The organism is Pseudomonas sp. SDO52101_S400 (assembly GCF_054071635.1).
This window is the reverse complement of sequence record NZ_JBSVWF010000016.1, coordinates 1-23,209: the sequence shown is the minus strand read 5'-3', so window position 1 is coordinate 23,209 and position 23,209 is coordinate 1. Positions and strand designations below refer to the sequence as shown.

Annotated in this window: 16 protein-coding genes, 1 pseudogene and 2 riboswitches; of the genes and pseudogenes, 10 read left to right on the top strand and 7 right to left on the bottom strand. The window is 61.8% G+C overall.

Features of this window, described 5'->3' with window-relative positions; all coding sequences use genetic code 11:
- Positions 1 to 23 precede the first annotated feature (23 nt).
- The 5 genes and pseudogenes from ACW9HX_RS10330 to ACW9HX_RS10310 all read left to right on the top strand — a co-directional run.
- Positions 24 to 368: pseudogene (locus ACW9HX_RS10330) on the top strand (UDP-N-acetylglucosamine 2-epimerase); the annotation flags it as partial.
- A 71-nt stretch (positions 369 to 439) separates the two neighbouring features.
- The gene (gene nfrB, locus ACW9HX_RS10325) at positions 440 to 2,614 is read left to right on the top strand and encodes a cyclic di-3',5'-guanylate-activated glycosyltransferase NfrB (protein ID WP_457380516.1); all 2,175 of its coding nucleotides are present in this window, start codon (positions 440 to 442) and stop codon (positions 2,612 to 2,614) included.
- The gene (locus tag ACW9HX_RS10320) at positions 2,611 to 5,769 is read left to right on the top strand and encodes an NfrA family protein (protein WP_457380515.1); all 3,159 of its coding nucleotides are present in this window, start codon (positions 2,611 to 2,613) and stop codon (positions 5,767 to 5,769) included. The genes nfrB and ACW9HX_RS10320 overlap by 4 nt, the downstream gene beginning before the upstream one ends.
- A complete protein-coding gene (locus tag ACW9HX_RS10315; protein ID WP_457380514.1) occupies positions 5,769 to 6,647 on the top strand; it encodes a DUF4434 family protein in 879 nt (292 codons plus the stop codon). The genes ACW9HX_RS10320 and ACW9HX_RS10315 overlap by 1 nt, the downstream gene beginning before the upstream one ends.
- On the top strand, positions 6,631 to 7,707 hold the full coding sequence (locus ACW9HX_RS10310) for a diguanylate cyclase domain-containing protein (protein ID WP_457380513.1): 1,077 nt from the start codon (positions 6,631 to 6,633) through the stop codon (positions 7,705 to 7,707). Before ACW9HX_RS10315 ends, ACW9HX_RS10310 begins: the two co-directional genes overlap by 17 nt.
- A 5-nt stretch (positions 7,708 to 7,712) precedes the next feature.
- Here ACW9HX_RS10310 and ACW9HX_RS10305 read toward each other — a convergent pair whose 3' ends face one another.
- Both ACW9HX_RS10305 and ACW9HX_RS10300 read right to left on the bottom strand, forming a co-directional pair.
- Positions 7,713 to 9,269, bottom strand: a complete 1,557-nt coding sequence (locus ACW9HX_RS10305) for a TerC family protein (protein ID WP_457380512.1) — start codon at positions 9,267 to 9,269, stop codon at positions 7,713 to 7,715.
- Between the two features lie 301 nt (positions 9,270 to 9,570).
- A complete protein-coding gene (locus tag ACW9HX_RS10300; protein WP_457380511.1) occupies positions 9,571 to 9,975 on the bottom strand; it encodes a MerR family transcriptional regulator in 405 nt (134 codons plus the stop codon).
- Between the two features lie 79 nt (positions 9,976 to 10,054).
- Here ACW9HX_RS10300 and ACW9HX_RS10295 point away from each other — a divergent pair, with 79 nt between their 5' ends.
- Positions 10,055 to 11,278, top strand: a complete 1,224-nt coding sequence (locus tag ACW9HX_RS10295; protein ID WP_457380510.1) for an NADH:flavin oxidoreductase/NADH oxidase family protein — start codon at positions 10,055 to 10,057, stop codon at positions 11,276 to 11,278.
- Positions 11,279 to 11,281: 3 nt separating this feature from the next.
- Here the strand turns inward: ACW9HX_RS10295 and ACW9HX_RS10290 are convergent, their stop codons facing one another.
- Genes ACW9HX_RS10290 through cobW form a run of 5 tightly spaced genes read right to left on the bottom strand, consistent with a single transcriptional unit; the run spans position 11,282 to position 19,479 of the window.
- Entirely contained in the window at positions 11,282 to 12,925 is a 1,644-nt protein-coding gene (locus tag ACW9HX_RS10290; RefSeq protein ID WP_457380509.1) for a phospholipase D-like domain-containing protein, read from the bottom strand.
- 40 nt (positions 12,926 to 12,965) lie between these two features.
- On the bottom strand, positions 12,966 to 13,649 hold the full coding sequence (locus ACW9HX_RS10285; RefSeq protein ID WP_457380578.1) for a vWA domain-containing protein: 684 nt from the start codon (positions 13,647 to 13,649) through the stop codon (positions 12,966 to 12,968).
- Entirely contained in the window at positions 13,631 to 14,632 is a 1,002-nt protein-coding gene (locus ACW9HX_RS10280; RefSeq protein WP_457380508.1) for an ATP-binding protein, read from the bottom strand. Before ACW9HX_RS10280 ends, ACW9HX_RS10285 begins: the two co-directional genes overlap by 19 nt.
- 2 nt (positions 14,633 to 14,634) lie before the next feature.
- Positions 14,635 to 18,402 carry a cobaltochelatase subunit CobN gene (cobN, locus tag ACW9HX_RS10275; protein ID WP_457380507.1) on the bottom strand — a complete coding sequence of 1,256 codons (3,768 nt, stop codon included), beginning with the start codon at positions 18,400 to 18,402 and terminating at the stop codon, positions 14,635 to 14,637.
- Positions 18,403 to 18,405: 3 nt separating this feature from the next.
- On the bottom strand, positions 18,406 to 19,479 hold the full coding sequence (gene cobW / locus ACW9HX_RS10270; RefSeq protein ID WP_457380506.1) for a cobalamin biosynthesis protein CobW: 1,074 nt from the start codon (positions 19,477 to 19,479) through the stop codon (positions 18,406 to 18,408).
- Positions 19,480 to 19,578: 99 nt separating this feature from the next.
- Positions 19,579 to 19,788: riboswitch (cobalamin riboswitch) on the bottom strand.
- 880 nt (positions 19,789 to 20,668) lie between these two features.
- A riboswitch (cobalamin riboswitch) is annotated at positions 20,669 to 20,887 on the top strand.
- A 122-nt stretch (positions 20,888 to 21,009) separates the two neighbouring features.
- Between cobW and ACW9HX_RS10265 the strand changes: the two genes are divergently transcribed.
- From ACW9HX_RS10265 to cobM, 4 genes are all read left to right on the top strand, one after another.
- Entirely contained in the window at positions 21,010 to 21,207 is a 198-nt protein-coding gene (locus ACW9HX_RS10265; RefSeq protein WP_016983301.1) for a CbtB domain-containing protein, read from the top strand.
- A gap of 11 nt (positions 21,208 to 21,218) precedes the next feature.
- A complete protein-coding gene (locus tag ACW9HX_RS10260; protein WP_457380505.1) occupies positions 21,219 to 21,920 on the top strand; it encodes a CbtA family protein in 702 nt (233 codons plus the stop codon).
- Positions 21,917 to 22,330, top strand: coding sequence for a cobalamin biosynthesis protein (locus ACW9HX_RS10255; protein WP_248741822.1), 414 nt, complete (start codon positions 21,917 to 21,919; stop codon positions 22,328 to 22,330). The genes ACW9HX_RS10260 and ACW9HX_RS10255 overlap by 4 nt, the downstream gene beginning before the upstream one ends.
- A 93-nt stretch (positions 22,331 to 22,423) precedes the next feature.
- Positions 22,424 to 23,170, top strand: coding sequence for a precorrin-4 C(11)-methyltransferase (gene cobM / locus ACW9HX_RS10250; RefSeq protein WP_457380504.1), 747 nt, complete (start codon positions 22,424 to 22,426; stop codon positions 23,168 to 23,170).
- Positions 23,171 to 23,209 lie beyond the last annotated feature (39 nt).

The following is a 23,209-nucleotide window of genomic DNA, read 5'->3' as shown; positions in this document are numbered from 1 at the left end:
TTGCTTCGTCCCAGGAGGGGTCAATGTCCTTTAACGTCATGATGGTTTTCGGTACTCGCCCGGAGGCCATCAAAATGGCTCCTTTGGCTGGGGTTCTGCGTCAGTGGCCCGACATCAAACTCAACATCTGCTCGACCGGCCAGCATCGGGAGATGCTCACGCAGGTGCTGGATGCATTCGAACTGACGGGCGACGAAGACCTGCAAGTCATGACCCAGGGCCAGACGCTAAATGGTCTGTCGCAACATTTGCTCGCCCAACTCGATCAGGCCTACGAGCGGGTCAAACCGGACATCGTGCTGGTACACGGCGACACCACCAGCTTCATCGCCGCCCTCGCCGCTTTCAATCGGCAACTGCCCATCGGCCGCGCCAGTGAACGTATTGCCAAACGCCTCCACGCCTGGCTGAGCGCACGCTCGGCGGTGGGTAACGGGGTATGAGCCTGGGTTGGGTCGATTTCTTTGCGTATGTGCTGTTTGGTCTGAAGTATGTGGCGATCATCCTCGCCCTGCTGATGTTCATCCTCGGTCTCGATGATCTGTTCATCGATCTGGTGTACTGGGGCCGCAAGTTCATCCGGCGCTGGCGGATCTACGAGAAATTCAAGCGTGCTGACGAGGAACGCCTGTATTCGATTCCCGAGAAGCCGCTGGCGATCATGGTACCGGCGTGGAACGAAGTCGGCGTGGTCGGCGAGATGGCGCGGCTGGCTGCCTCGACCATCGACTATGAGAACTATCAGATTTTCGTCGGCACCTACCCCAACGATGCCGAAACCCAGGCCGACGTCGATGCGGTCTGTCAGCACTACCCCAATGTGCACAAAGTGGTGTGCGCCCGGCCGGGCCCGACCAGCAAGGCCGACTGCCTGAACAACATCATCGATGCGATCCTGCGCTTTGAAAACGAGGCAAAAATCCAGTTCGCCGGTTTCATCCTGCACGATGCCGAAGACGTGATTTCGCCCATGGAGTTGCGCCTCTACAACTACCTGCTGCCAAACAAGGACCTGATCCAGATTCCGGTCTACCCCTACGCGCCGGAGTGGAAAGGCTTCACCGCCGGGCACTACGTCGATGAGTTCGCCGAGAACCACGGCAAGGACGTCATCGTCCGCGAAGCCCTCACCGGCCAGGTGCCGAGCGCCGGCGTCGGCACCTGTTTCAGCCGAAAAGCCATCAGCGCCCTGCTGGAAGACGGCGATGGCATTGCCTTCGATGTGCAAAGTCTTACCGAGGACTACGACATCGGCTTCCGTCTCAAGCAGAAAGGCATGAAGTGTATCTTCGCCCGCTATTCGGTCAGCGATCCGAAACTGGCGCTGGAGCAACCGTGGGTGTTCGGGATGAACCGCGAATTCTCCCAGGTCATCTGCGTACGTGAGCACTTCCCCCGGGACCTGCAACACGCGATCCGGCAGAAGTCGCGGTGGATCGTCGGCATCGTGTTCCAGGGCACCAAGAACCTCGGCTGGAGCCGCAAGGGTCTGCTCAATTACTTCCTGTGGCGTGACCGTCGCGGCTTGATCGCCTACCTGTTGAGCTTTCTGGTCAACCTGCTGTTCCTGGTGCTGCTGGCGATGTGGGCAGTGACGGTGATTTCCCCGGATTCGTGGCGCTATCCCTCGATCCTCGCCGACAGTTCGCTGCTCTCGGTGTTGCTGTGGCTCAACGGTCTGATGCTTTTCAACCGTCTGTTCCAGCGTGGCTGGTTTGTCACCCGCTACTACGGGCTGATCGAAGGCCTGTTGTCGGCACCGCGCATGATGTGGAGCAACTTCGTCAACTTCTTCGCCAACCTGCGCGCCCTGCGCCAGGTGATGGAGATGGGCGACTCGCGACGCGTGGCCTGGGACAAGACCACCCACGAATTCCCGGCGCTGACCAAGGCGCAACGTACCCCGCTCGGCCATCGGCTGGTGGAAAAAGGCTTGCTCACCGAAGAACAACTGGAAGCGGCGATCACCAGTCCCGTGCGCCGTCGCCTCGGGCGCGAATTGCTCTTGCGCGAATACATCGACAGTACGCAACTCGTACAAACCCTTGCCGAACAGCTTGACCTGGAGTGGGCGCCGCTCAACCCGTTCAAACTCGACAAGCGTCTGATCGATACCGTGCCGCGCCGGGTCGCGTCACATTACGGCGTGCTGCCGGTGGCAGAAGAAGGCGACACCCTGATTCTGGCCTCCGAAGGCCCGGTCAGCCAGGTCTCGCTCGGCGCGATCAGCCGCCAATTGAAACGCCCGGTGCGCAGCCGTCTGGCACCCCAGGGCCGCATTACGCTGGGGATTCGTTACTGGTACGCCAGCCCCCGCCAGAATGAGGAAGTGCGTCATATGCTCGAAGTGCTTGAGCGCCATCAGGACGATGAAGCCTTGCTGGAGCGGGTCAGCCGCCATCAGGTGTTGCTGGGCAATCTTTTGCAGGTTCGCGGTATGGTGCCGCCTACCCTGTTCAATCAGGCGTTGATCGATTTCGATGCCGAAAACATGTCACTCGGGGAACATCTGATTTCCCGGGGCATGATCACCCAGGAAGTTCTGGAACAAGCCCTCGCCGATCAGGCCAGCGAACAGCAAGCCGCCTACCGCATTGTCCGGGAGGTCGCATGAAGCCTGTGCATCGTCATACCTTGCTGATGGGCAGCCTGTTGCTGGGCCTGAGCACTGCGTATCCGCTAGAGGCGGCGCCGCTGAGTGACTTCGAACAGTTCCGTAGCTATCCCTACATGGACCGCAGCTATCGCGAAGCGAAAAAGGGCAACTGGAAAGAAGTCGAACGCCTGATGCGCCACTTGCTGGAAAAGGTCCCGAAAAACGACGAGGCCCGGGCGCTGCTGGTTGAGTCACTGGCCAAACAACGCCGTTACAAGGACGCGCTGCAAGCCCTACCGGACAACAGCGACGCCCTCCTCGACTTGCGCCTGACCTGGATCGAACAGGATCCGCCCACCAGCACTCGGGTCGAAAGCTGGATGGCCACCAGCAGCCTGAACGACCGTGTACGCCTGTGGCAGGCTTACAGCCTGAGCCTCGCCAAGTTCGGCGGCGCGGCCAAGGCCCGCGACTGGCTGGCACAACTGTCGCCCAAGGGTGACGACAATATCCTGCGTCTGGCCCGCGCCAACTGGTCGGAGCAACTGCGCGACTGGAGCGGCACCATCGATCAACTCGCGCCGCTCGCTGCCCGTAAACAGCTGGACGCCGACGGCTGGCAACGTCTGGCCAATGCCTATGTCCAGCGCCTCGACGAGAAACCGCTGCAGCAACTGTTGCAACAGGCACCAAGTCCCGAGGCCGCTCGCAAGATACGTCTGGCGATGGTCGACCGCGCCATCGCCATGGGCCACGAGCAACAGGCGCAACGCTGGATTCAGTCGTTGCCGGACGCCGATCTGGCCGATCCGGCGCAACGTCAGCGCCTCTGGGAGCTGGCACGCAAGACCGAAGACGTGCCGACCGTGCAGCGCTTGAGCAACGATCTGCAACGTCCCTGCCTCGAAACCGCGGAATGGCTGTCACGTCAGGATCCGGAAGCAGCGCTCAAGCAATTTCGCGGCTGCACGCCTGCGGACGACCCGCAAACCTGGCTGATCCTGGCCCAACGTCTGCAAGCCACCGACCTGCTGCAGACCACCCGACTGCCGCAGCCTTGGGACAGCCGCCGCCAGGAGCAACTGTTGAATGTCTGGCAGGATCAAGGGCGCAGTGACAAGGTCGACGCGTGGCTCGCCGGCCAGACGCAAACCCCTGAGATCGTCAAACGTCGGGCGGAGCTGTCGCAACGCATGGGCCGCATGACCGAAGCGCAAACCTTGTGGGAGCTGCATTACCGACAGACCGGCAACCTGAATTCGCTGAATCAGGCCACGTATCTGGCGGTAAACAATGGCGATCGCGCACAGGCGCAACAGTTGCTGGAAACCGCGTTCGACCGTCATCAGGGACGCTTGCCGGCCACTGCACTCCAACGACTGGCCGGGCTTTATGCAGCTTCGAAAACCACGACACCGGAACAGCAACGACGAATGGCACTGCTGATTACCCGTGTGGATGGCGCCACCCGTGGCCAGTTGCTCGCGCAACTCGCGGAAAACGGTCGGTGCGACGCCGTTCAGCACGCCATCGGCAACCACCCGCAAGTTGCCGGCGATTACCGAGCCCTGGGTCGTTGCGCGATGCCGGACCGACCGGGCGAAGCTGTCGTGTATTACCAGCAAGCGGAAAAACTCGGTGACCGCAGCAGTCGTCTGCCATTGGCCTACGCCCTGGAAGCTGCCGGTGATTCGGCTGGCGCGCTGGCCATCTGGCGCAGCCTCCCTGCAGCGGAGCTGAGCGATAACGCGCGCCTCACCGCCAGCCGCAGCGCACTGAATGTCGGTGACAGCCAGACAGCAGAACGTTACTGGCAGCAAAGCATCACCCGTGGTGCGAATGAATGGGCCCTCGGTGCGGCAATCGCCGACGCCCGTGGCGATCATGCCCAGGCACTTGAACGTCAGCGTCAAGCCTTGCAACAAGCACCGGACGCCGGGCATTTCTACGCGGCATCCGTCACCGCGCAAAAGGCCGGGGACTTGCCGCAAAGCACCGCATGGCTGGCCGAGGCTGTGCGCCGCGACCCGAACAACCCGCGTTATCGCGCCGATTACGGCATGCGTCTTGCCGGTGCCGAAACCCGCGAGGAACGCGCCACCGCAATCCCCTATCTGCAACAGGCCACCCGTGATTTCCCCGAGGATTATCGACTCGGTGAAACCCTGGCCTGGCGTTATGACGAAGTGGAAAACAGCGCCTCAGCCCGAAAGGAACTGCGTCGGGTGATCGATCTGGAACAAAACCCGGTGGCCGCCGACGATGAGGACGGCAGCATGGAAGCGCGTCGCTACCGTCAGCGCCGCGCCCATGAAACCCTCTCCCGCCGTGACAGCCGGACGATTGCCAGCACCTGGTCTCCGGCCGGAGTGTCAACCAATGACTTCGTGCGGCCGGACGAGAGCAAAGGCTCGAACCGCCGCGCCGACTCGCAAAACGTACAACTGGCGATGTGGGATCACGCCCTCGGCGATGAACCGAGCCGGGCCGGAAGCACGCTGTCGGTGTATGGCCGGGTTCTGCTCGGCGGGCAGGGTCGCTCCAGTTACGCCGAATCCCTCGCCGCAGGTGTCGGCCTGCGCTACAAGCCTTGGGGCACGCAAAACATCAATTTCTACGGCGAGATCTACAAACAGAGCCAGTTCAATGATGACGACAACCACAGCCTGAGCCTTGGCCAGATGCTGGTGCCGGAAAAACTGCTGGATCAGGTCAACGATCACCGCCAGGACGGCCACACCACCACCGACTACCTGCTGCGCGCGACGGCTTCGTTCCTCGATCAGGGCAAGTACCGTAACGACTGGCGCGTCGACGAAAATGACTGGGATGAGCGTTTCCTCTACCTCGATGCCGCCTGGTGGACCAAGGCTGGCGACCACCAGTGGCTGTCACGGTTCCAGCAGGGGCATGCCTGGAAGCTGCCAAACAGTGGCGCCCAGACGATCATGCCTTACGGCTTCCTCGAATTTGCCAGCCAGGACCCGAGCAACGACTGGCGCCAGGATCTGCGCACTGGTGTCGGTCTGCGCTGGCAATGGTGGTACGACGAAGACCGCTACAACGCCTACCGGTCGAAACTGACGGTACGCACCGAATATCAACAGTCGCTGGGCGGCAATCTGTATGAAGGCGGCAATGGTGTGCTGCTGGGCGTGGAGTGGAATTTCTGATGGCTCGATGGATGTTGTTTTTCTGCCTGCTGATGGGCGCCACACTCGCACGGGCCGATGAGCGGGTGTTCTATCAGCCACTGAATGTCGATGCCGGGCTGACCCAGGCGCAATGGCAGAAAGTCTGGCAGGACACCGCCAGACAAGGCACGCGAACCGTGATCGTGCAATGGACCGCGTACGGCGACTCGGACTTTGGCGGGGCCAATGGCTGGCTTGCCAACAGCCTGAAACTCGCCGAACGACAAGGTCTGCAACTGGTGCTCGGGCTGTCGATGGACCCGGCGTATTACAAGCGCATCGACGAACTGGACAGCGCCGGCCTCGGCGCCTACTGGCAGGCGCAACTGGGGCAATCGCTGGCCCAGCAGCAGAAGCTGCGTCAGGAGTGGAAACTGCCGGTCAGCGGTTGGTATCTGCCGCTCGAACTGGATGACTTGCACTTTCTTGCGGCTGATCGACGGGCAACGCTCCAGCGTCAGTTGAAAGACTTTGCGGCAAAACTGGATGCGCCGCTGCATGTCAGTGCATTCAGCGCCGGCAAGCTTGCTCCGACAGTCAACGGCCAATGGCTGGGGGATCTGACGGCGGCCGGCGCGCACGTCTGGTGGCAGGACGGCGCTGGCACCGGGCGCCTGTCGCCGCTGGTGCGCAACGGATATGCCAGCGCACTGCCCTGCTCCGTCGGCATCGTGCGTGAAGCATTCCGCCAGGTCAGTCGTGAGGGTGAGTCGTTCCGCGCCGAACCGGCAGCCCCGGACGCAACCTCGACCGGCTGTCATCAAAGTGCCGTGTTTTCCCTGCGATATCGGCCGTGGGGACAGGTAATTCTCGATAACCAGCGCAAGCATCCGGGCAGCAATGTACAAAACCATTGAGGAAGAAGTCCTGAAGCGAACCGCGCCCGCCGAGCTGTGGGACGAGTTCATCCAGCACGAGTTCGAACGGCTGCATTCGTTCTGCCTGCTGATCTATCTGGCCAGCATGGGCATCTGGCTGGCCTTCAACCTGATCATCAGCTTCCTGGGCAATCAGGGCTTTACCTGGCGTTCGATGATCTTCATCGCCACGTTTTCAGTGCTCGCCGTGGTGCTGATGTTCACGCGCAAGGCCCGCCACTTCGATTGGCTGAACCTGACCTTCGTGTTCGTCATTACTTTGGGCATCCGGCTGGTGATCGACGGCCTGCCGCCGACGTTTCATGGCATCTGGCTGGTGCTCGCGGCCGCCACCACGCTCTACAGTGCGTCCGTGTTGCCGCTCAGCCGCTGGTCGTTCTTCGGTGCGCAGGCCATCACCTGGCTGATACTCAACCCGTTCATGGGTACCGGTATCGGTCTGTTGGAACTCAAAGGCGTGATGACCATCTGCTACAGCGTGTTTCTCTGTGCGCTGACCATCTACACGTTTCTCAAACTGCGCGAGACCAAGCTCTACAACTACATCATGTCCAAGCTGTTGCTGGATCAGGCCTACAACGACACCCTGACGGAAATCCCCAATCGCCGCTCGTTCATGACCCGCGCCGAAAAAAGCCTGCAAGCATTGCCCCGCGAGCACGACCATTACCTGGCGATGATCGACATCGACAACTTCAAGAAAGTGAATGATGTGTACGGTCACGACATCGGCGATGAAGTGCTCAAGCGGATCGCGGCGGACATCAAAGCGGTGATGGCACCGTTCGAGTACGCACGACTGGGTGGCGAGGAGTTTGCGATTTATCTGGCGGGCGTACGCCGCGACGATGTGGAGACGCTGGCCAGCGAGTTGTGCCGGGTGGTGCGCGAGCAACCCACCCGGCATCCGGTGACCATCAGCATCGGTCTGGCCCGGGTCGAGGATGGTGACACCCTCAACCAGGCCCTGATCAAGGCTGATGAAGCGTTGTACGAGTCAAAGCACACCGGGAAAGACCGGTACACCTTCCATCAGTGAGGCCGTCAGGCCTCACGCACCAACAGCACTCGCGTCACACGTCGCTCTTCGACCGCCATTACGGTCATGCCCCAGCCGGCATGCACGAGGCGATCACCCTTCATCGGCAACCGATCAAGCAGGCTCATCACCAACCCGGCAAGGGTCTGGTAATCCTCGGTCGGCTCGGCCATGAAACCGGTGCGCTGACGGATGCGCGTCAGGTTCAACGCACCGTTCACCACAAATCCACCCTTCTCTTCGACCACGTCCGGGCCGGCGATTTCGCTGGCATCCGGCAACTCGCCGGCGATCGATTCAAGAATGTCGGTCATGGTCAGCACGCCGACAAAATCACCGAACTCATTTACAACGAACGCGATATGGGTCGATGCAGCGCGCATTTGCTCCAATGCGTTGAGGATCGAATAGCTGTCGAGCAGGTTCAGTGTCTTGCGAGCCAGGTGTTCAAGGTTTGGCTCATTGCCAGCCAGATATTCCTTGAGCAGTTCCTTCTTGTGGACGAAGCCCAGCGGTTCGTCCACCGCACCATTGCGGATCAGCGGCAGGCGTGAGTAGGACGAATGCATCAGTCGCGTACGAATCGCCTCAGCATCGTCCGCCAGATCAATGTGGTCGACATCGGCCCGCACGGTCATCAACGCGCGAATCGGCCGCTCGGCCAATTGCAGCACGCCGCTGATCATCACCCGTTCGCGACGGTCGAACAGCTCCGCACTCGGCGCCTCGCCATTGTCCAGCAGGTCGGAAATCTCCTCGCCCACCTCTTCCACCGCCAGTTTGCGGCCACCCAACAAACGCATCACCGCGTGGGCCGTACGCTCACGCATCGGGCGCAAGCCCTGCATCGAGCGCTTGCGACGGGCACGGGCGATCTGGTTGAACACTTCGATCAGGATCGAGAAACCAATGGCCGCGTACAGATAGCCTTTCGGGATGTGGAAACCCAGACCTTCGGCGGTCAGTGCGAAACCGATCATCATCAGGAAGCCCAGACACAGCATGATTACCGTCGGGTGCGCGTTGACGAAACGGGTCAGCGGCTTGCTGGCAACGATCATGACACCAATGGAAACGACCACCGCGATCATCATCACCGCCAGTTCATCGACCATGCCCACGGCGGTAATCACCGCGTCCAGGGAGAACACCGCATCGAGTACGACAATCTGCGCCACGATTGGCCAGAACAACGCGTAAGCGGTGTTGGTCGAACGCTCGCCGACGTGGCCCTCAAGCCGTTCGTGCAACTCCATGGTCGCCTTGAACAACAGGAACACACCACCGAACAGCATGATCAGGTCACGACCGGAGAAGCTCTTGTCGAACACCTCGAACAACGGCTGCGTAAGGGTGACCAGCCAGGAAATACTCGCCAGCAGGCCCAAACGCATGATCAGCGCCAGGCTCAAGCCGATGATTCGCGCACGGTCGCGCTGATGGGGAGGCAGTTTGTCTGCCAGGATCGCAATGAACACCAGATTGTCGATACCCAGCACCAGTTCCAGCACGATCAGTGTCAACAAGCCCAGCCATGCCGTGGGATCCGCTAACCATTCCATAATCTGTCTCTATCTCTCTTCAGTGAATTCAGGCTGCCGGACACGGCAAAGTGCGGCGCGAAAGCTCGAAGGCTGCGCCATCAACGATAGTCGGGTGTCGAAAGACTGGATGCTGCGAGTGCGTCAAGACCGCGCCGTGGCGCGAGGGGAACGTGGTTCTTTGAGTCGAACCGGGAGGCTCCAAGAGGGTGTTCATGCAAATCCTGAATGAAAAAAGGTCTTGAAGCGTACAGGCTCAGATGACTTTTCCTACAGCTGGAAATCATTTCAAAATCTGTACGCCGCAGACCTGACCGGACCTCTACGGGTAAAGCGTCGACAAAACCCGTTCGGCATTCGCACCGCAACTCATGCCCTCGGGCTTCGATTGAATGCTGTCGATCACCTCCAGCAGTCGCGCCTTGCTCTGGGCCAAATGCTGTTGCATGACTTCGATCTGCTCGACCTTGCGCGTCAGGCCTTCCACCAACTCGTCGTGCTTGAACTCACCGGTCCCGGCGGCCGGCAGCAATTGCTTGAGCTCTTCAAGGGAAAACCCGGCCTGCTGGGCACAGCGAATGATATTCAGGGTTTGCAGCACTTGTGGCGGGTAACGTCGATAACCATTGCCCAGCCGTTCCACTTTTGGAATCAGACCCTGAGCCTCGTAAAAACGAATGCTCGAAGCACTCAGCCCGCTCTGTTGCGCCAATTCACCAATTTTCATTTCAGCCTCGAATTGCCCGCTTGACATTAAAGTTAACTTTAAACTTAGCCTCTCCCCATCACTGATGAGGAGTCAAGCAATGTCGCCCTTCCAGATTTTGAATCTGCCCAACGGCCAGACCGTCAGCAACCGTATCGCCAAAGCCGCCATGGAAGAAAACCTCGCGGATCGTGACCAGGCACCGTCCCGCGAATTGTTCCGCTTGTATCAAGCCTGGGCCGACGGCGGTGCCGGGCTGCTGCTGACCGGCAACGTGATGATCGACCGCCGCGCCATGACCGGCCCGGGCGGCGTGGTGCTGGAAGACGAACGGCATCTGGACCGCTTCCGCCAATGGGCCGAAATCGCCCGCAGTGGCGGTGCGCAGGTCTGGGTGCAGCTCAATCACCCCGGCCGTCAGACCTTCGCCAATATGGGCCAGCAAGCGCTGGCGCCGTCGGCAGTGGCGCTGGAAATGGGTTCGTTCTCGAAACTGTTCGCCGAGCCCAAACCGATGACCGAGGACGACATCGAGGATGTCATTCAACGTTTCGCAAAAAGCGCGGCGCTCGCCGAGAAAACCGGATTCACCGGCATACAGATCCACGCCGCCCACGGCTATCTGCTCAGCCAGTTTCTCTCACCGCTTACCAATCGCCGTACCGACCGCTGGGGTGGTTCGCTGGAAAACCGTGCACGCCTGTTGCTGTCGGTGATCGAAGCTGTGCGTCAGGCCGTTTCACCACAGTTCTGCGTGGCGGTGAAGCTCAATTCCGCGGATTTCCAGCGCGGCGGTTTCGACACAGACGATGCCCGTCAGGTGATCGAATGGCTCAACGAACAGCCAATCGACCTGCTCGAGCTGTCCGGTGGCAGCTACGAAGCGCCAGCGATGCAAGGTGAAGCCCGCGACGGACGCACCCTGGCCCGTGAGGCATTTTTTCTGGAAATGGCCAGCGAACTGGCCAGCGTGGCCCGCATGCCGGTGATGGTCACCGGCGGCATCCGGCGCCTGCCCATCGTCGAACAGGTACTCGACAGCGGCATCGACATGGCCGGTATCGCCACCGCGCTGGCCATCGAGCCGAGCCTGGTCAAACACTGGCGCGAAGGCCGCCACAGCGAGCCGCAACTGCCGCCGATCCGCTGGAAACGCAAACCGCTGGCCGCGCTGGCGAACATGGCGGTGGTGCGTTTCCAGATGGCACGCCTGAGCCGGGGTCGCCAGCCGCATCCCGAAGTATCGGCACTCTGGGCGCTGATCCGCGATCGCTTGTACCTCAGTCGCCGCACCCGGCAGTACCGCCAGGCGATGGACGTATAAGCGCTAGCGCCCGGCAAACCGCAAACGAGACAGCTGGCGCAAATCCCCTTCGACGTAATAGTCGTTCGTCCAGCTGTCATCCGCCGCCAACGGCTGCACCTGCTTCAGCGCCAGTTTTTTCGCGAAATAGCGGAAGCGGTAATGCTCGTAGAAGCGCAGCAGTTCCAGGCCATAGCGGTCCGCCAGTTCGGTGTCGCCGCGAATGATCAGGAAGTTCTCGTCGTTGCCGTTGCTGGCCGCTGCACTGAGATTGTGGCTGCCGCTGATGATGGTCGGGTTGTCACTGGTGAAGTCGGTGACGATGGCTTTGGTGTGTACCAGCAGGTTGCCCTTCTGGCCTTTCATGTTCTCCTTCAGCCAGCCTTCCAGCCCGGTGTTGAGCAGCGCAGTAGCGGCGAACTCGGCCGTGCGGTCGGCGTGAAATCCGGTGATTCGACTCACGGTGTTCTGCAGGCCGTAACGCAGGATGTCGTCGTGGGGCTGTCCGAGCAGCGCGTTGAGAATCGCGTCAGGTAAGGTGAACGCCGTGACGAACAGTACGTCCTTCTTCGCCGCGTTGATGATGTCGACGAACTCGCGCAGATCGGCACCACCACTGCGCGGTGAAAACCCGGCAAACAGCGGTTGTGCCGGGTTCATCGGGTTGTGCTGGGTGATCCAGTCGCGGGTGGCGCCGACATCCGCCGGCGTCGCCCAGACCTGCTCGAACGTCTGCAGGTAGCTGGCTGCGATGACCGTGTCGTCCAGCACATGGACCACGTTGGCCTGGCGATACACGCCGTTGGCGGTGAAGTTGGTGCTGCCGCACAGCACGGCCTGGGGCTGCCGCTCGCCGCCAGCGATGCGACTTAGGACGATGAACTTGTCATGGAAAATATCGTGGGTCACCCGGCCGCGCTTGTTGGCTTCCGGCAATTTGGCGAGGCTGGCCTCGTTCATCGTGGTGTCTTCGTCACCGGGCTTGGCGTGATACAGCACCCGCACCTGTACGCCGCGATCGAAGGCGGCGTTCACCGTGTCGATGATCGCTTGCAATTGATACTCGTAAATCGCGATGTCCAGCGCCCATTGCCCGTCGACGGCTCGCTCGATAAAGCCCTGCAAACGTCCGAGCAGGCCGTTTTCCAGCCATTGCCGAGCAGCGTCTGGCCAGGCTTCGATCGGCATGTTTTTGTTGGCGCTGATCTGTGCGTCGAGATCGGGAAACTTGCGCTGGAACGCCTGACTGGCAGCCACGGCGCGGTTGAAGATCACGCTCTGGTTGGTCGGGTGTCCGTCATCCGAGGTAATGCTCAGTTCCAGCGACTCCCCGAGCGCCGGCGCGTCGGCAGTGCCGTAGGCCAGGTGCACGCGGTAATGCAGGGTCGTCCCGGGATTGACCGCGTAATCGGCCCAGCGAAATTTCTGCAAGGGTGCAATGTCGCTCGGCGTGGCGTGAAACTGAGGGAAAGTGTGAGCCTTGCCGGGAAAGGTCAGGCTGTTGAACAGGAATTGCCAGGGTTTGTCACCCTGCTGTTTCTCGATGGCAAACCCCAACAGGCCTTTGCGGCGGGGTTCGGCAAGATCCATCGCCAGCAGAACGCCGTTGGTGCCGGCGTAAGCCTTTACGCGAAAATCGTCCTGAGGGTTGGCAACCAGTACGCGCATGATTCACTCCTTGTGAGATGGGCTGGATGCAGCATAGCCCTCAGACAGACAACAGGTCGTCGATATGTCGGTAATCGGCTTCCAGTGCAGTCGCCAACTGTTTGGCCCGGCCCAATCGGATCGGTCCCCGCTCGATATCGATCAACAGACCCGGACAGGCCAGCACCGGCAACCCCGACCATTCTTTCAAGCGCCCATCAGTGAGTACCAGCAAGCGCTGCTGTTCGGCGGGGAATCGCTTGCGACGCACAGTCAGCCAGTGTTCGGCCTCAGTCAGCGCCGCCAGTAACGGCGTGCCACCACCCGCGCCCAACTCATCAAGCCACGCTCGCAATCCGCTGGACGCTTTCAAACCCTGCACCTGCCATTTCGGCACCGCGCCGCTGGCAGTCAGCAAGGCGAGTCGCGACCGTTGCCGATAAGCGTCGTCGAACAATTGTGCGAGCACACCTTTGGCATCGCTCAACGCTTGATGGCGACGGGTCGAGGCCGAGGCGTCGACGATCACCAGCCACAGCTCATGGGGTGTGCGGGTGCGCAGTTGGAACAGCAGATCCGCGCGCACTTTCGGTCGGCCATTGAGCAATGTTCCCGGCCAATTCACCGAGCCACTGCGAGCGGCGTGACGTTTGCCCTGGCGACCGTTATCGAGGCGTCCGGCGCGGGGTCTGGCATTCGCCCCCGCGTCGGATCGGGGGCGAATGCCTAGGGCTTTTTTGGCCAGCTCGGGACTTCGCGGCGGGCACCGGTGGCGAGTGCCGGCGCCGGCATTTCGCCCCACTGCCCCTGCCCCTCACTGGGCTCGGCCTGAGTGCCGGACGGCGATTGCGCTGGAGGCTGCGCACTGGATGAGGACTGTTCGCGGCGGCGATGACGCAAGGCAAATTCAGCCACGGCATCGATGTCCTGCCCGGCGATGGCCTCGGCGCCGCGCCACGCCGCATGGGCCCGCGCAGCACGCAACCAGACCAGATCGGCTCGCAGGCCATCGACACCGGCCGCAAAGCAACGCTCGGTAATCTGCGCCAGCGCTTGATCGTCGAGAGGAATGTTCACCAAGGCATTGCGAGCGTTTTCACAGCGCTCGCGCAAGGCTTGTTGCTCGGCTTCCCACTGTCCGCAGAAAGCCTGCGGATCGCTGTCGAAATCCAGGCGTCGGCGAATGATCTGCCCGCGTTCAACCGGCGCCGTGTGACCGTTCAGGGCGACATTCAGACCAAAGCGATCGAGCAGCTGCGGACGCAATTCGCCCTCTTCCGGATTCATCGTGCCGATCAATACGAACTTCGCCGAATGCCGATGGGAAATACCGTCACGTTCGATCAGGTTGGTGCCGCTGGCCGCCACATCGAGCAGCAGGTCCACCAGATGATCGGGCAGCAGATTCACTTCATCGACATACAACACGCCGCCATCAGCCTTGGCCAATACGCCGGGCGAAAACTGCGCGCGGCCGTCGCTCAATGCCGCATCCAGATCCAGCGTGCCGACCAGCCGCTCTTCGGTGGCGCCCAACGGCAAGGTGACGAACTGACCGCTGGCCAACAGATCCGCCAGGCCCCGGGCCAGTGTCGACTTGGCCATGCCGCGTGGGCCTTCGATCAACACGCCGCCGATTTTCGGGTCGATGGCGGTCAGGTACAGCGCCAGTTTCAGATCGTCGGCGCCGACCACAGCGGAGAGCGGGAAATGTGGGGTATCGATCATGTTCAGCTCTCTTCTTCTATATCCAGCAACAGGTTTTCGAGGGCTTCTTTATAAGCACCGGGTTCCTGCCACATTCCGCGCTGCTGCGCTTCGAGCATTCGCTCGGTCATGTCGCGCAACGCATGAGGATTATGCTCGCGCACGAAGTCGCGGGTCGCCGGGTCCAGCAGATACGCATCGGCCAGCAACGCGTACTGGTGATCGTCGATCAGTTGCGTGGTGGCGTCGAAGGCAAACAGGTTATCGACCGTCGCCGCCAGTTCGAACGCGCCTTTATAGCCGTGGCGTTTGACGCCGTCGATCCATTTCGGATTTGCCGCCCTGGAACGGATCACCCGGTTCAGCTCTTCTTTCAGGGTGCGGATTTTCGGTAGATCCGGCTGGCTGTGATCGCCGTGATAACTGGCCGCCGCTTCACCGCGCAGGGTTTCGACAGCAGCGAGCATGCCGCCCTGGAACTGGTAGTAATCGTTGGAATCGAGCAAGTCATGCTCGCGGTTATCCTGGTTTTGCAGCACGGCCTGAACCTGACTCAGGCGCTGGACGAACTGCTCGCGAGCGGCGGTGCCTTCATCGGAACCGCCATAGGCGTAGGCACCCCAGTTGAGGTAGACCTCGGCCAGATCCTCACGGCTTTGCCACAGGCGACCGTCGATGGCGCCCTGCACGCCCGCGCCATAAGCGCCGGGTTTGGCACCGAAGATCCGCCAGCCGGCCTGACGCCGCGCTGCCTCGTCATCCAGGCCTGATTGCCGCAGTGCCTCGCGTTCGGCGCGCACCTTGGCGGCCAGCGGATTGAGGTCGTCCGGCTCGTCCAGCTCGGCCACGACTTGTACGGCGGCGTCGAACAGACGAATCAGGTTGGCGAACGCATCACGGAAAAAACCGGAGACTCGCAGCGTGACATCGACCCGAGGCCGGTCGAGCAGGCTCAGCGGCAGAATCTCGAAATCATCGACGCGCTGACTGCCCGTCGCCCATACCGGACGCACGCCCATCAGCGCCATGGCCTGGGCGATGTCGTCACCGCCGGTGCGCATGGTCGCCGTGCCCCAGACCGACAAACCGAGCTGGCGTAGATGGTCGCCATGATCCTGCAAGTGCCGCTCAAGAATCAGAGTGGCCGACTGGAAACCAATCCGCCATGCGGTGGTGGTCGGCAGGTTGCGCACGTCCACCGAATAGAAATTGCGCCCGGTGGGCAGCACGTCGAGACGGCCGCGACTCGGTGCGCCGCTTGGGCCGGCCGGAACGAAGCGCCCGCTCAGGGCATCGAGCAGGCCGCGCATTTCGGCCGGGCCGCAGGCGTCCAGACGCGGGGCGATCACTTCGCGCAAGTTGTCGAGGATTGCACCGACTTGAACCCAGCGCGGCTCGCTCCCACAGGGGGATGGCAGTGACTGAGAGATCAGTTGGGTGGCGAACAGTTCAAGACGCTCTCGGGTATCCCCCGCCGTACGCCAGACTTCATCGCTGACCGACAGCAGTTCCATTGGACGCGGGCCCGTCCAGGGATCAGCCAGTGCGCAATCCAGCGGATCGAAACCCAGTTGAAACGCCTTGGCCAACGCCCGCAACAGACTCGACTGCGCGCCTTTGCCATCGCCACGAGGAATGCGCAGCAGCGCCAGCAAGGTGTCGATGCGCAGCCGTCCCGTTGGAGACTCACCGAAAATGTGCAAGCCATCGCGAATCTGCGATTCCTTCAGATCACACAGATAAGTGTCCAGACGCGGTAGCCAGATCGCCGCGTCGGCATCGCTGTCGAGCGCGGCATCGAGTTGCAGTTCGCGATCGATCTGCGTGTCACGCACCAGTTGCAGAATGTCGCGCTGCAACTCCCGGGCGCGGCGCGGATCGAGCAATTGCGCTTCGTAATATTCGTCGGCCAACAGCTCCAGATTGCGCAGCGGACCGTAGGTTTCGGCGCGGGTCAGCGGCGGCATCAAGTGGTCGATGATCACCGCCTGAGTGCGGCGCTTGGCCTGTGCGCCCTCGCCCGGATCGTTGACGATGAACGGGTAGATGTTCGGCAGCGGTCCGAGCAGTGCATCCGGCCAGCAGTTCTCCGACAGGCCCACACCTTTGCCGGGCAGCCATTCGAGGTTGCCGTGCTTGCCGACGTGGATCACGCCGTGGGCGCCGTAGGTCTGGCGCAGCCAGAAATAGAACGCGAGGTACGCGTGCGGCGGTACCAGATCCGGGTCGTGATACACCGCGCTCGGATCAACCTGATATCCCCGCGCCGGCTGAATACCGACAAAGGTCAGGCCAAACCGCAGGCCGGCGATCATCATTCGCCCGTCTCGGCACATCGGATCATTTTGCGGCGAACCCCAGCGATCCAGCACCGCCGCGCGATTGGCTTCGGGCAGTGCGTTGAACATCGCAAGGTAATCGTTCATCGCCAGGCTTTGCTGGCACGGGCGCTGATCGAGGGTGTCGAGGTCGTTGCTGACCCCACCGAGCAGTTGCCGGATCAGTTCGGTGCCGCTGCCCGGCAGTTCGGCCGGCAACGGATAACCCTCGGCCTGCAACGCCCGCAGGATATTCAGCGCAGCGGCCGGTGTGTCGAGGCCGACGCCGTTGCCGATGCGCCCGTCCCGGGTCGGGTAGTTGGCGAGGATCAGGGCGATACGCTTTTCAGCGTTCGGCACCCGCGCCAGATCAACCCAGCGCCGCGCCAGTTCGGCGACGAAATCCATGCGCTCAGGCTGCGCCCGATAACACACGACATCGGACTGACTGCGCTCGCTGCGCCAGGCCAGATCCTTGAAGCTGATCGGCCGGCTGATGATCCGACCGTCCAGCTCCGGCAGCGCAATGTGCATCGCCAGATCCCGAGGGCCGAGGCCCTGCTCGCTCTCGCGCCAGCCGGGTTCGTTGTCCTGGGCGCAGATCGCCTGGATCACTGGAATGTTGCGACGGAATGGCCGCAGATGCGGCGCTTCCGGACTGGATTGAGCAAAACCGGTGGTGTTCAAAATCACCGAGGCCTCGACCTCATCCAACCAGTCCTCGACCACCGACAGACAGCCGGGCTCTTTCAGACTGGCCACGGCGACCGGCAGCGGATTGAGTCCTGCAGCCTGCAACCGTTGGCAGAACACGTCGATAAACGCCGTGTTGGCCGCTTGCAAATGCGAGCGATAAAACAGCACCGCCGCCACCGGTTGACCGGCCAGCCAATCGGCTTGCCAGTCACTCAGTGCGGCGGTGTTTTTATTCGGGTGGTAAATCGCCGTGCGCGGCAGCGTTTGCGGCTCGCCCCACACGTAATCCCGCGCCAGCCAGCGATTGGCCAGACAGCGGAAGAAATCCAGCGCGTTGCCCATGCCGCCCTGACGCAAAAACTGCCAGAGCCGGTCACGATCCTCGGCGACAACGGTGCTCAAGTCGCTGAGTTCCGGGTCGGGACGATCATCGCCCGGCACCAGAATCACCTGCACGCCACGCTCGGACAACTCGACCAGCCGCTCGACGCCATAACGCCAATAAGCGATGCCTCCGTGCAGCGAAATCAGAATGACCTTGGCATGACGCAGCACTTCATCGACGTACAGGTCGACCGACGCATGGTTCTGCACCTGCATCGGGTTGGCCAGCCGCACGCTCGGGTAATCCTCGGGCAACTGCTGAGCCGCCTCGGCGAGCAGCGCGAGGCTGGAGTCGCCGCTGCACAGGATCACCAGCTCGGCGGGGGTTTGTCCAAGGTCGGCAATGTTGTCATCCGACACGAAACCGCCGGGCTGGGTCCTGAGCAGATGCATGGCTTAAACGCTGAGCGCGGCGCGCAGTTGCGCTTCGAGCTTGGCCGCGTCCAGTTCCTGGCCGATCAACACCAGGCGCGTCACGCGTGCCTCATCGGCACCCCACTGACGGTCGAAGTGCTTGTCGAAACGCGTACCCACGCCCTGGATCAGCAGGCGCATCGGCTTGTTCGGGATCGCCGCGAAGCCTTTGACCCGCAGAATGCCGTGCTGGACCACCAGTTGCGTCAGTGCGTCGAGCAGCAGGCTTTCGTCGGCCTGTGGCAGTTCGATGGAGATTGAGTCGAAAGCATCGTGATCGTGGTCGTCATGATCGTCATCGCCTTCACCGTGGTGGTGATCGTGATGGCTGTGGCGGCTGTCGATGTGTTCTTCGGAGCCGGCACCGAGACCGATCAGCACGTCCAGCGGCAGGCGACCGTTGCTGGCTTCGATGATCTTCACCGCTGGCGGCAGCTCTTCAGCGACTTCCAGGCGTACGCGAGCGAGATCTTCAAGGCTGGTCTGATCGGCCTTGTTGAGGATCACCAGGTCGGCGCTGGCCAGTTGGTCGGCGAACAGTTCGTGCAGTGGCGATTCGTGGTCCAGGTTCGGGTCGAGTTTGCGCTGGGCGTCGACCTGATCCGGGAACGCGGCGAAAGTGCCGGCGGCCACGGCCGGGCTGTCGACCACGGTGATGACCGCGTCAACGGTGCAGGCGCTGCGAATTTCCGGCCACTGGAAGGCTTGAACCAGCGGTTTTGGCAGGGCCAGACCCGAGGTTTCGATCAGGATGTGGTCGAGGTCACCGCGACGGGCCACCAGTTCGCGCATCACCGGGAAGAACTCTTCCTGAACGGTGCAGCACAGGCAGCCGTTGGCCAGTTCGTAGACGCGGCCAGTGGCTTCTTCTTCGGTGCAGCCGATGGTGCACTGCTTGAGGATTTCACCGTCGATGCCCAGCTCGCCAAACTCGTTGACGATCACCGCGATACGACGGCCCTGAGCGTTGTCGAGCATGTGCCGCAGCAAGGTGGTTTTACCCGAGCCGAGGAAACCGGTGACGATGGTGACAGGAAGTTTGGCCAGTGTTTTCATCGGATGCCCTTTGGCAAGGTGGCGGGCATACGGGACGAGACCGGCAACACGGGTGCGTGCCTGGAGAGTTCGCCACCGGATCACCCCGCCCGGTTGAAAGTGAGAATCTGTGACGAGGCAGGTCTCCTGGCTGACGGTGTTCGGGCCTTGGCCCGGTATTCGCTGCGCCTTCCCGCTGGCTCTGGATTGAGTTGGCAGTGGCGTGGCAGCGAACAGCACCGTTCACAGTTGCGGGGGCAGCCGCGGCTTGGACCGCGTTCCCTTCTTAGCTTCGGCGTGGGCCGAAGAACCTCGAAAGCGCAAGGCTACGCAGGGTGTGGGGATGGGTCAATGGTTCGTGGAGTTTGGGAACGAGAGCATATCCGTTGCTTCGGGTGCTGCCGCTGGCGGTTTCGCTCTTACAGCGACTCACTTTTCCAAACGCCGAAAAGTAAGCAAAAGGCTTTTGCCCCGGCGTACGGCACTTCGCTGAGGCTCAGTGTTCCCTCGCTACGGTGTCCATCAGGGGGCATCGCCTACGGTTTGCTTCGCTGCACCTCCTCTCGATGTATGCGGCTTCGCCGCACGGCGCTGCGCGCCTACCCCCTGATGGACACCTCCGCTCGGCCTGCCGAAGGAGCAAAAAATCAAAAGCCCCATCAAGAGCCCCTCACCCTAGCCCTCTCCCAGAGGGAGAGGGGACTGACCGAGTTGTTTGGGAGAGATACGCCGACGTGCGATACCGTGTTGAACTCAGGCTTTGAAAAGCACACCAATCGGCTCCCTCTCCTTGGGGAGAGGGCTGGGGGTGAGGGGTAAACCCACCACAAAACCAAAGCCGAACACGCCCCGCTCCTCCCCACTCAACACGATGAGCGTTAGCTCGAGTAAAGCTTTTGATCTCAAGGCCCGTCGGCAGGCTGAGTGGAGGGATTGATCCGGGGGTGGGAGCGCAGCGACCGTGCGGCGCAGCCGCATGCATCGAGAGGAGGTGCAGCGAAGCAAACCGTAGGCGATGCCCCCGGATCAATCCCGGAGCGAAGGAACCCGAGCCACAGCGAGGGCCGTACGTCAGGGTAAAGCCTTTTTGGTTACTTTTTCGGCGTTTGGAAAAAGTGACCCGCCGTAAGGGCGGAACCCTAAGCAGCCATAACCGCAGCAACGGATCTGCCCCCAATCCCAATTGACTCAAATCCCCCCCTCATGGTCTCCTACACAACTTGTTACGGGTGCCCTTCACAGGGTGAAACGGGAAACCGGTGAATCATGTGCTTTACTCTAAAGCCATGTCAGTCCGGTGCTGCCCCCGCAACGGTAAGCGAGCGAAGCGTCAGATCCACTGTGCCCCGGCATGGGAAGGTGACGCTTGCAGGTCGGCAGACAGCCACCCCTCGTGAGCCCGGAGACCGGCCCGCAACACACAGTGCGCACCTTGCGTCACTGAACATAACAAACCCGCGGTGGGCGGGCGCTGTTCTAACCTCTGCGCGCCCGACCCGCAGGGGTTTTCATGCGCTCCATTCACCCGCTGACACTCCAGAGGGAAGCGCCATGTCGATCATCAGCAGCACCGGCAGCAACACGGACAAAATCTCCAGCACCACCACCCTGAGCCAACGTCTGACCGCTGCGATCTTCGCATCGATCCTGGGTGCAAGCCTGGTCTATTTCGCCGGTTTCTCGCACATCGAAGCGGTTCACAACGCCGCGCACGATACCCGCCACAGCGCCGCGTTCCCGTGCCACTGAGACCTGACGACATGATCAAGCGTATAGCGCAGACCGCAGGTTTCACCGGCCTTCTGGCCGCCCTGTTCCTGACCTTGCTGCAAAGCTTCTGGGTTTCGCCGCTGATTCTTCAGGCTGAAACCTTCGAGAAAGCCGAGCCAGTCGCCGAAGTCCACGAGCACGCCGCCGGCACCGCCGCCCACACCCACGATGCCGAAGCCTGGGAGCCGGAAAACGGCTGGCAGCGCGTGGTGTCCACCACCGGCGGCAATCTGGTGGTTGCCGTGGGTTTCGCCTTGATGCTGGCCGGCCTCTACACCCTGCGTGCACCGACCAAGACCTCGCAAGGCCTGCTCTGGGGGCTGGCCGGTTATGCGACTTTCGTCCTCGCGCCGACACTGGGCTTGCCGCCTGAACTGCCGGGCACCGCCGCCGCGGACCTGGCGTCGCGGCAGATGTGGTGGATCGGCACCGCCGCTTCGACCGCTGTCGGCCTGGCGTTGATCGCGTTCGGTGGCAACTGGCTGCTGAAGATCCTCGGCGTGGCGATCCTCGCTGTGCCGCACGTGATTGGCGCCCCGCAACCGGAAGTGCACTCGATGCTCGCTCCGGAAGCACTGGAAGCTCAGTTCAAAATCGCTTCGCAGCTGACCAACGTAGCGTTCTGGCTGGCCCTGGGCCTGATCAGCGCCTGGTTGTTCCGCCGCAAAAGCGATGGTCAATACCACGCATGACCGATGACAGCGCAGCGCCGACCTTCGTGGTCGGCCTGGGCTGCCAGCGCGGCTGCCCGGCCAGTACGCTGCGCGCGCTGCTCGACCAGGCCCTGCAGGCTCATCGCATTGAACTGGAAACCGTCAAGGCCCTGGCCAGTATCGACCTCAAACGCGACGAACCCGGCCTGCAAGAACTGGCGGCACAACTGGCGCTGCCCTTGCTGTACTTCAGTAGTGAAGAACTGGCCAGTTACCAGCAACGACTCAGCCACCATTCGCAAATCGCCTTCGAACGCACCGGCTGCTACGGCGTGGCGGAAAGTGCCGCACTGGCGCTCGCCGAACAGTTGATTCAGGCCCCGGCAAAACTGCTGATTTCCCGGCAAAAGTACGCTCAGGCAACACTGGCATTGGCCGGCGCGGCGTAAAATCCCGATAATTCCCGCTTTCGATCATGAGCGTTCTTCATCTGAAGAGCTTGTGAAGCACCGACCTGCCCTTGTTTTTCACAGGACTCAACGATGACCGTCTACTTCATCGGCGCCGGCCCCGGCGACCCGGAACTGATCACTGTAAAAGGCCAGCGACTGATTCGCAGCTGCCCGGTGATCATCTATGCAGGCTCGCTGGTACCGGCGGCGGTACTGGAAGGTCATTGCGCCGAAACCGTGGCCAACAGCGCCGAACTGCATCTGGAACAAATCATCGACCTGATCAAGACCGCCCACGCCAAGGGCCAGGATGTAGCGCGCGTGCATTCGGGCGATCCGAGCCTGTATGGCGCCATCGGCGAGCAGATCCGTTATCTGCGCGAGCTGGACATCCCGTTCGAGATCATCCCCGGCGTCACCGCCACCGCTGCCTGCGCTGCTCTATTGGGCGCCGAGCTCACGCTGCCGGACATCTCGCAAAGCGTGATCCTGACGCGATACGCGGACAAGACCGCAATGCCCGCCGGGGAGGAACTGGGCAGCCTGGCGCAACACGGGGCGACCATGGCGATTCATCTGGGGGTCAATCATCTGGAGAAGATCCTCGCCGAACTGCTGCCGCATTACGGCGCAGATTGCCCGATCGCGGTGATTCACCGGGCGACGTGGCCGGATCAGGACTGGGTAGTGGGGACGCTGGACGATATCGCCGCGAAGGTGGCCGCCAAAGGTTTCCGGCGTACGGCGCTGATTCTGGTCGGACGGGTGCTGGGCAGCGATCACTTCAGCGAGTCGTCGCTGTATCGCGCAGGGCATGCGCATCTTTATCGCCCATGACAGCCCTTTCGCGAGCAAGCCCGCTCCCACACTTGATCC

Bases quoted from the DNA above. Each gene is read 5' to 3' on its own strand.
- ACW9HX_RS10260 (WP_457380505.1), top strand. From the start codon at position 21,219: ATGATCAAGCGTATAGCGCAGACCGCAGGTTTCACCGGCCTTCTGGCC.
- ACW9HX_RS10305 (WP_457380512.1), bottom strand. From the start codon at position 9,269: ATGGAATGGTTAGCGGATCCCACGGCATGGCTGGGCTTGTTGACACTG.
- cobW (WP_457380506.1), bottom strand. From the start codon at position 19,479: ATGAAAACACTGGCCAAACTTCCTGTCACCATCGTCACCGGTTTCCTC.
- ACW9HX_RS10320 (WP_457380515.1), top strand. From the start codon at position 2,611: ATGAAGCCTGTGCATCGTCATACCTTGCTGATGGGCAGCCTGTTGCTG.
- cobN (WP_457380507.1), bottom strand. From the start codon at position 18,402: ATGCATCTGCTCAGGACCCAGCCCGGCGGTTTCGTGTCGGATGACAAC.
- ACW9HX_RS10315 (WP_457380514.1), top strand. From the start codon at position 5,769: ATGGCTCGATGGATGTTGTTTTTCTGCCTGCTGATGGGCGCCACACTC.
- ACW9HX_RS10255 (WP_248741822.1), top strand. From the start codon at position 21,917: ATGACCGATGACAGCGCAGCGCCGACCTTCGTGGTCGGCCTGGGCTGC.
- cobM (WP_457380504.1), top strand. From the start codon at position 22,424: ATGACCGTCTACTTCATCGGCGCCGGCCCCGGCGACCCGGAACTGATC.
- ACW9HX_RS10290 (WP_457380509.1), bottom strand. From the start codon at position 12,925: ATGCGCGTACTGGTTGCCAACCCTCAGGACGATTTTCGCGTAAAGGCT.
- ACW9HX_RS10295 (WP_457380510.1), top strand. From the start codon at position 10,055: ATGTCGCCCTTCCAGATTTTGAATCTGCCCAACGGCCAGACCGTCAGC.
- nfrB (WP_457380516.1), top strand. From the start codon at position 440: ATGAGCCTGGGTTGGGTCGATTTCTTTGCGTATGTGCTGTTTGGTCTG.
- ACW9HX_RS10280 (WP_457380508.1), bottom strand. From the start codon at position 14,632: ATGATCGATACCCCACATTTCCCGCTCTCCGCTGTGGTCGGCGCCGAC.
- ACW9HX_RS10310 (WP_457380513.1), top strand. From the start codon at position 6,631: ATGTACAAAACCATTGAGGAAGAAGTCCTGAAGCGAACCGCGCCCGCC.
- ACW9HX_RS10265 (WP_016983301.1), top strand. From the start codon at position 21,010: ATGTCGATCATCAGCAGCACCGGCAGCAACACGGACAAAATCTCCAGC.
- ACW9HX_RS10300 (WP_457380511.1), bottom strand. From the start codon at position 9,975: ATGAAAATTGGTGAATTGGCGCAACAGAGCGGGCTGAGTGCTTCGAGC.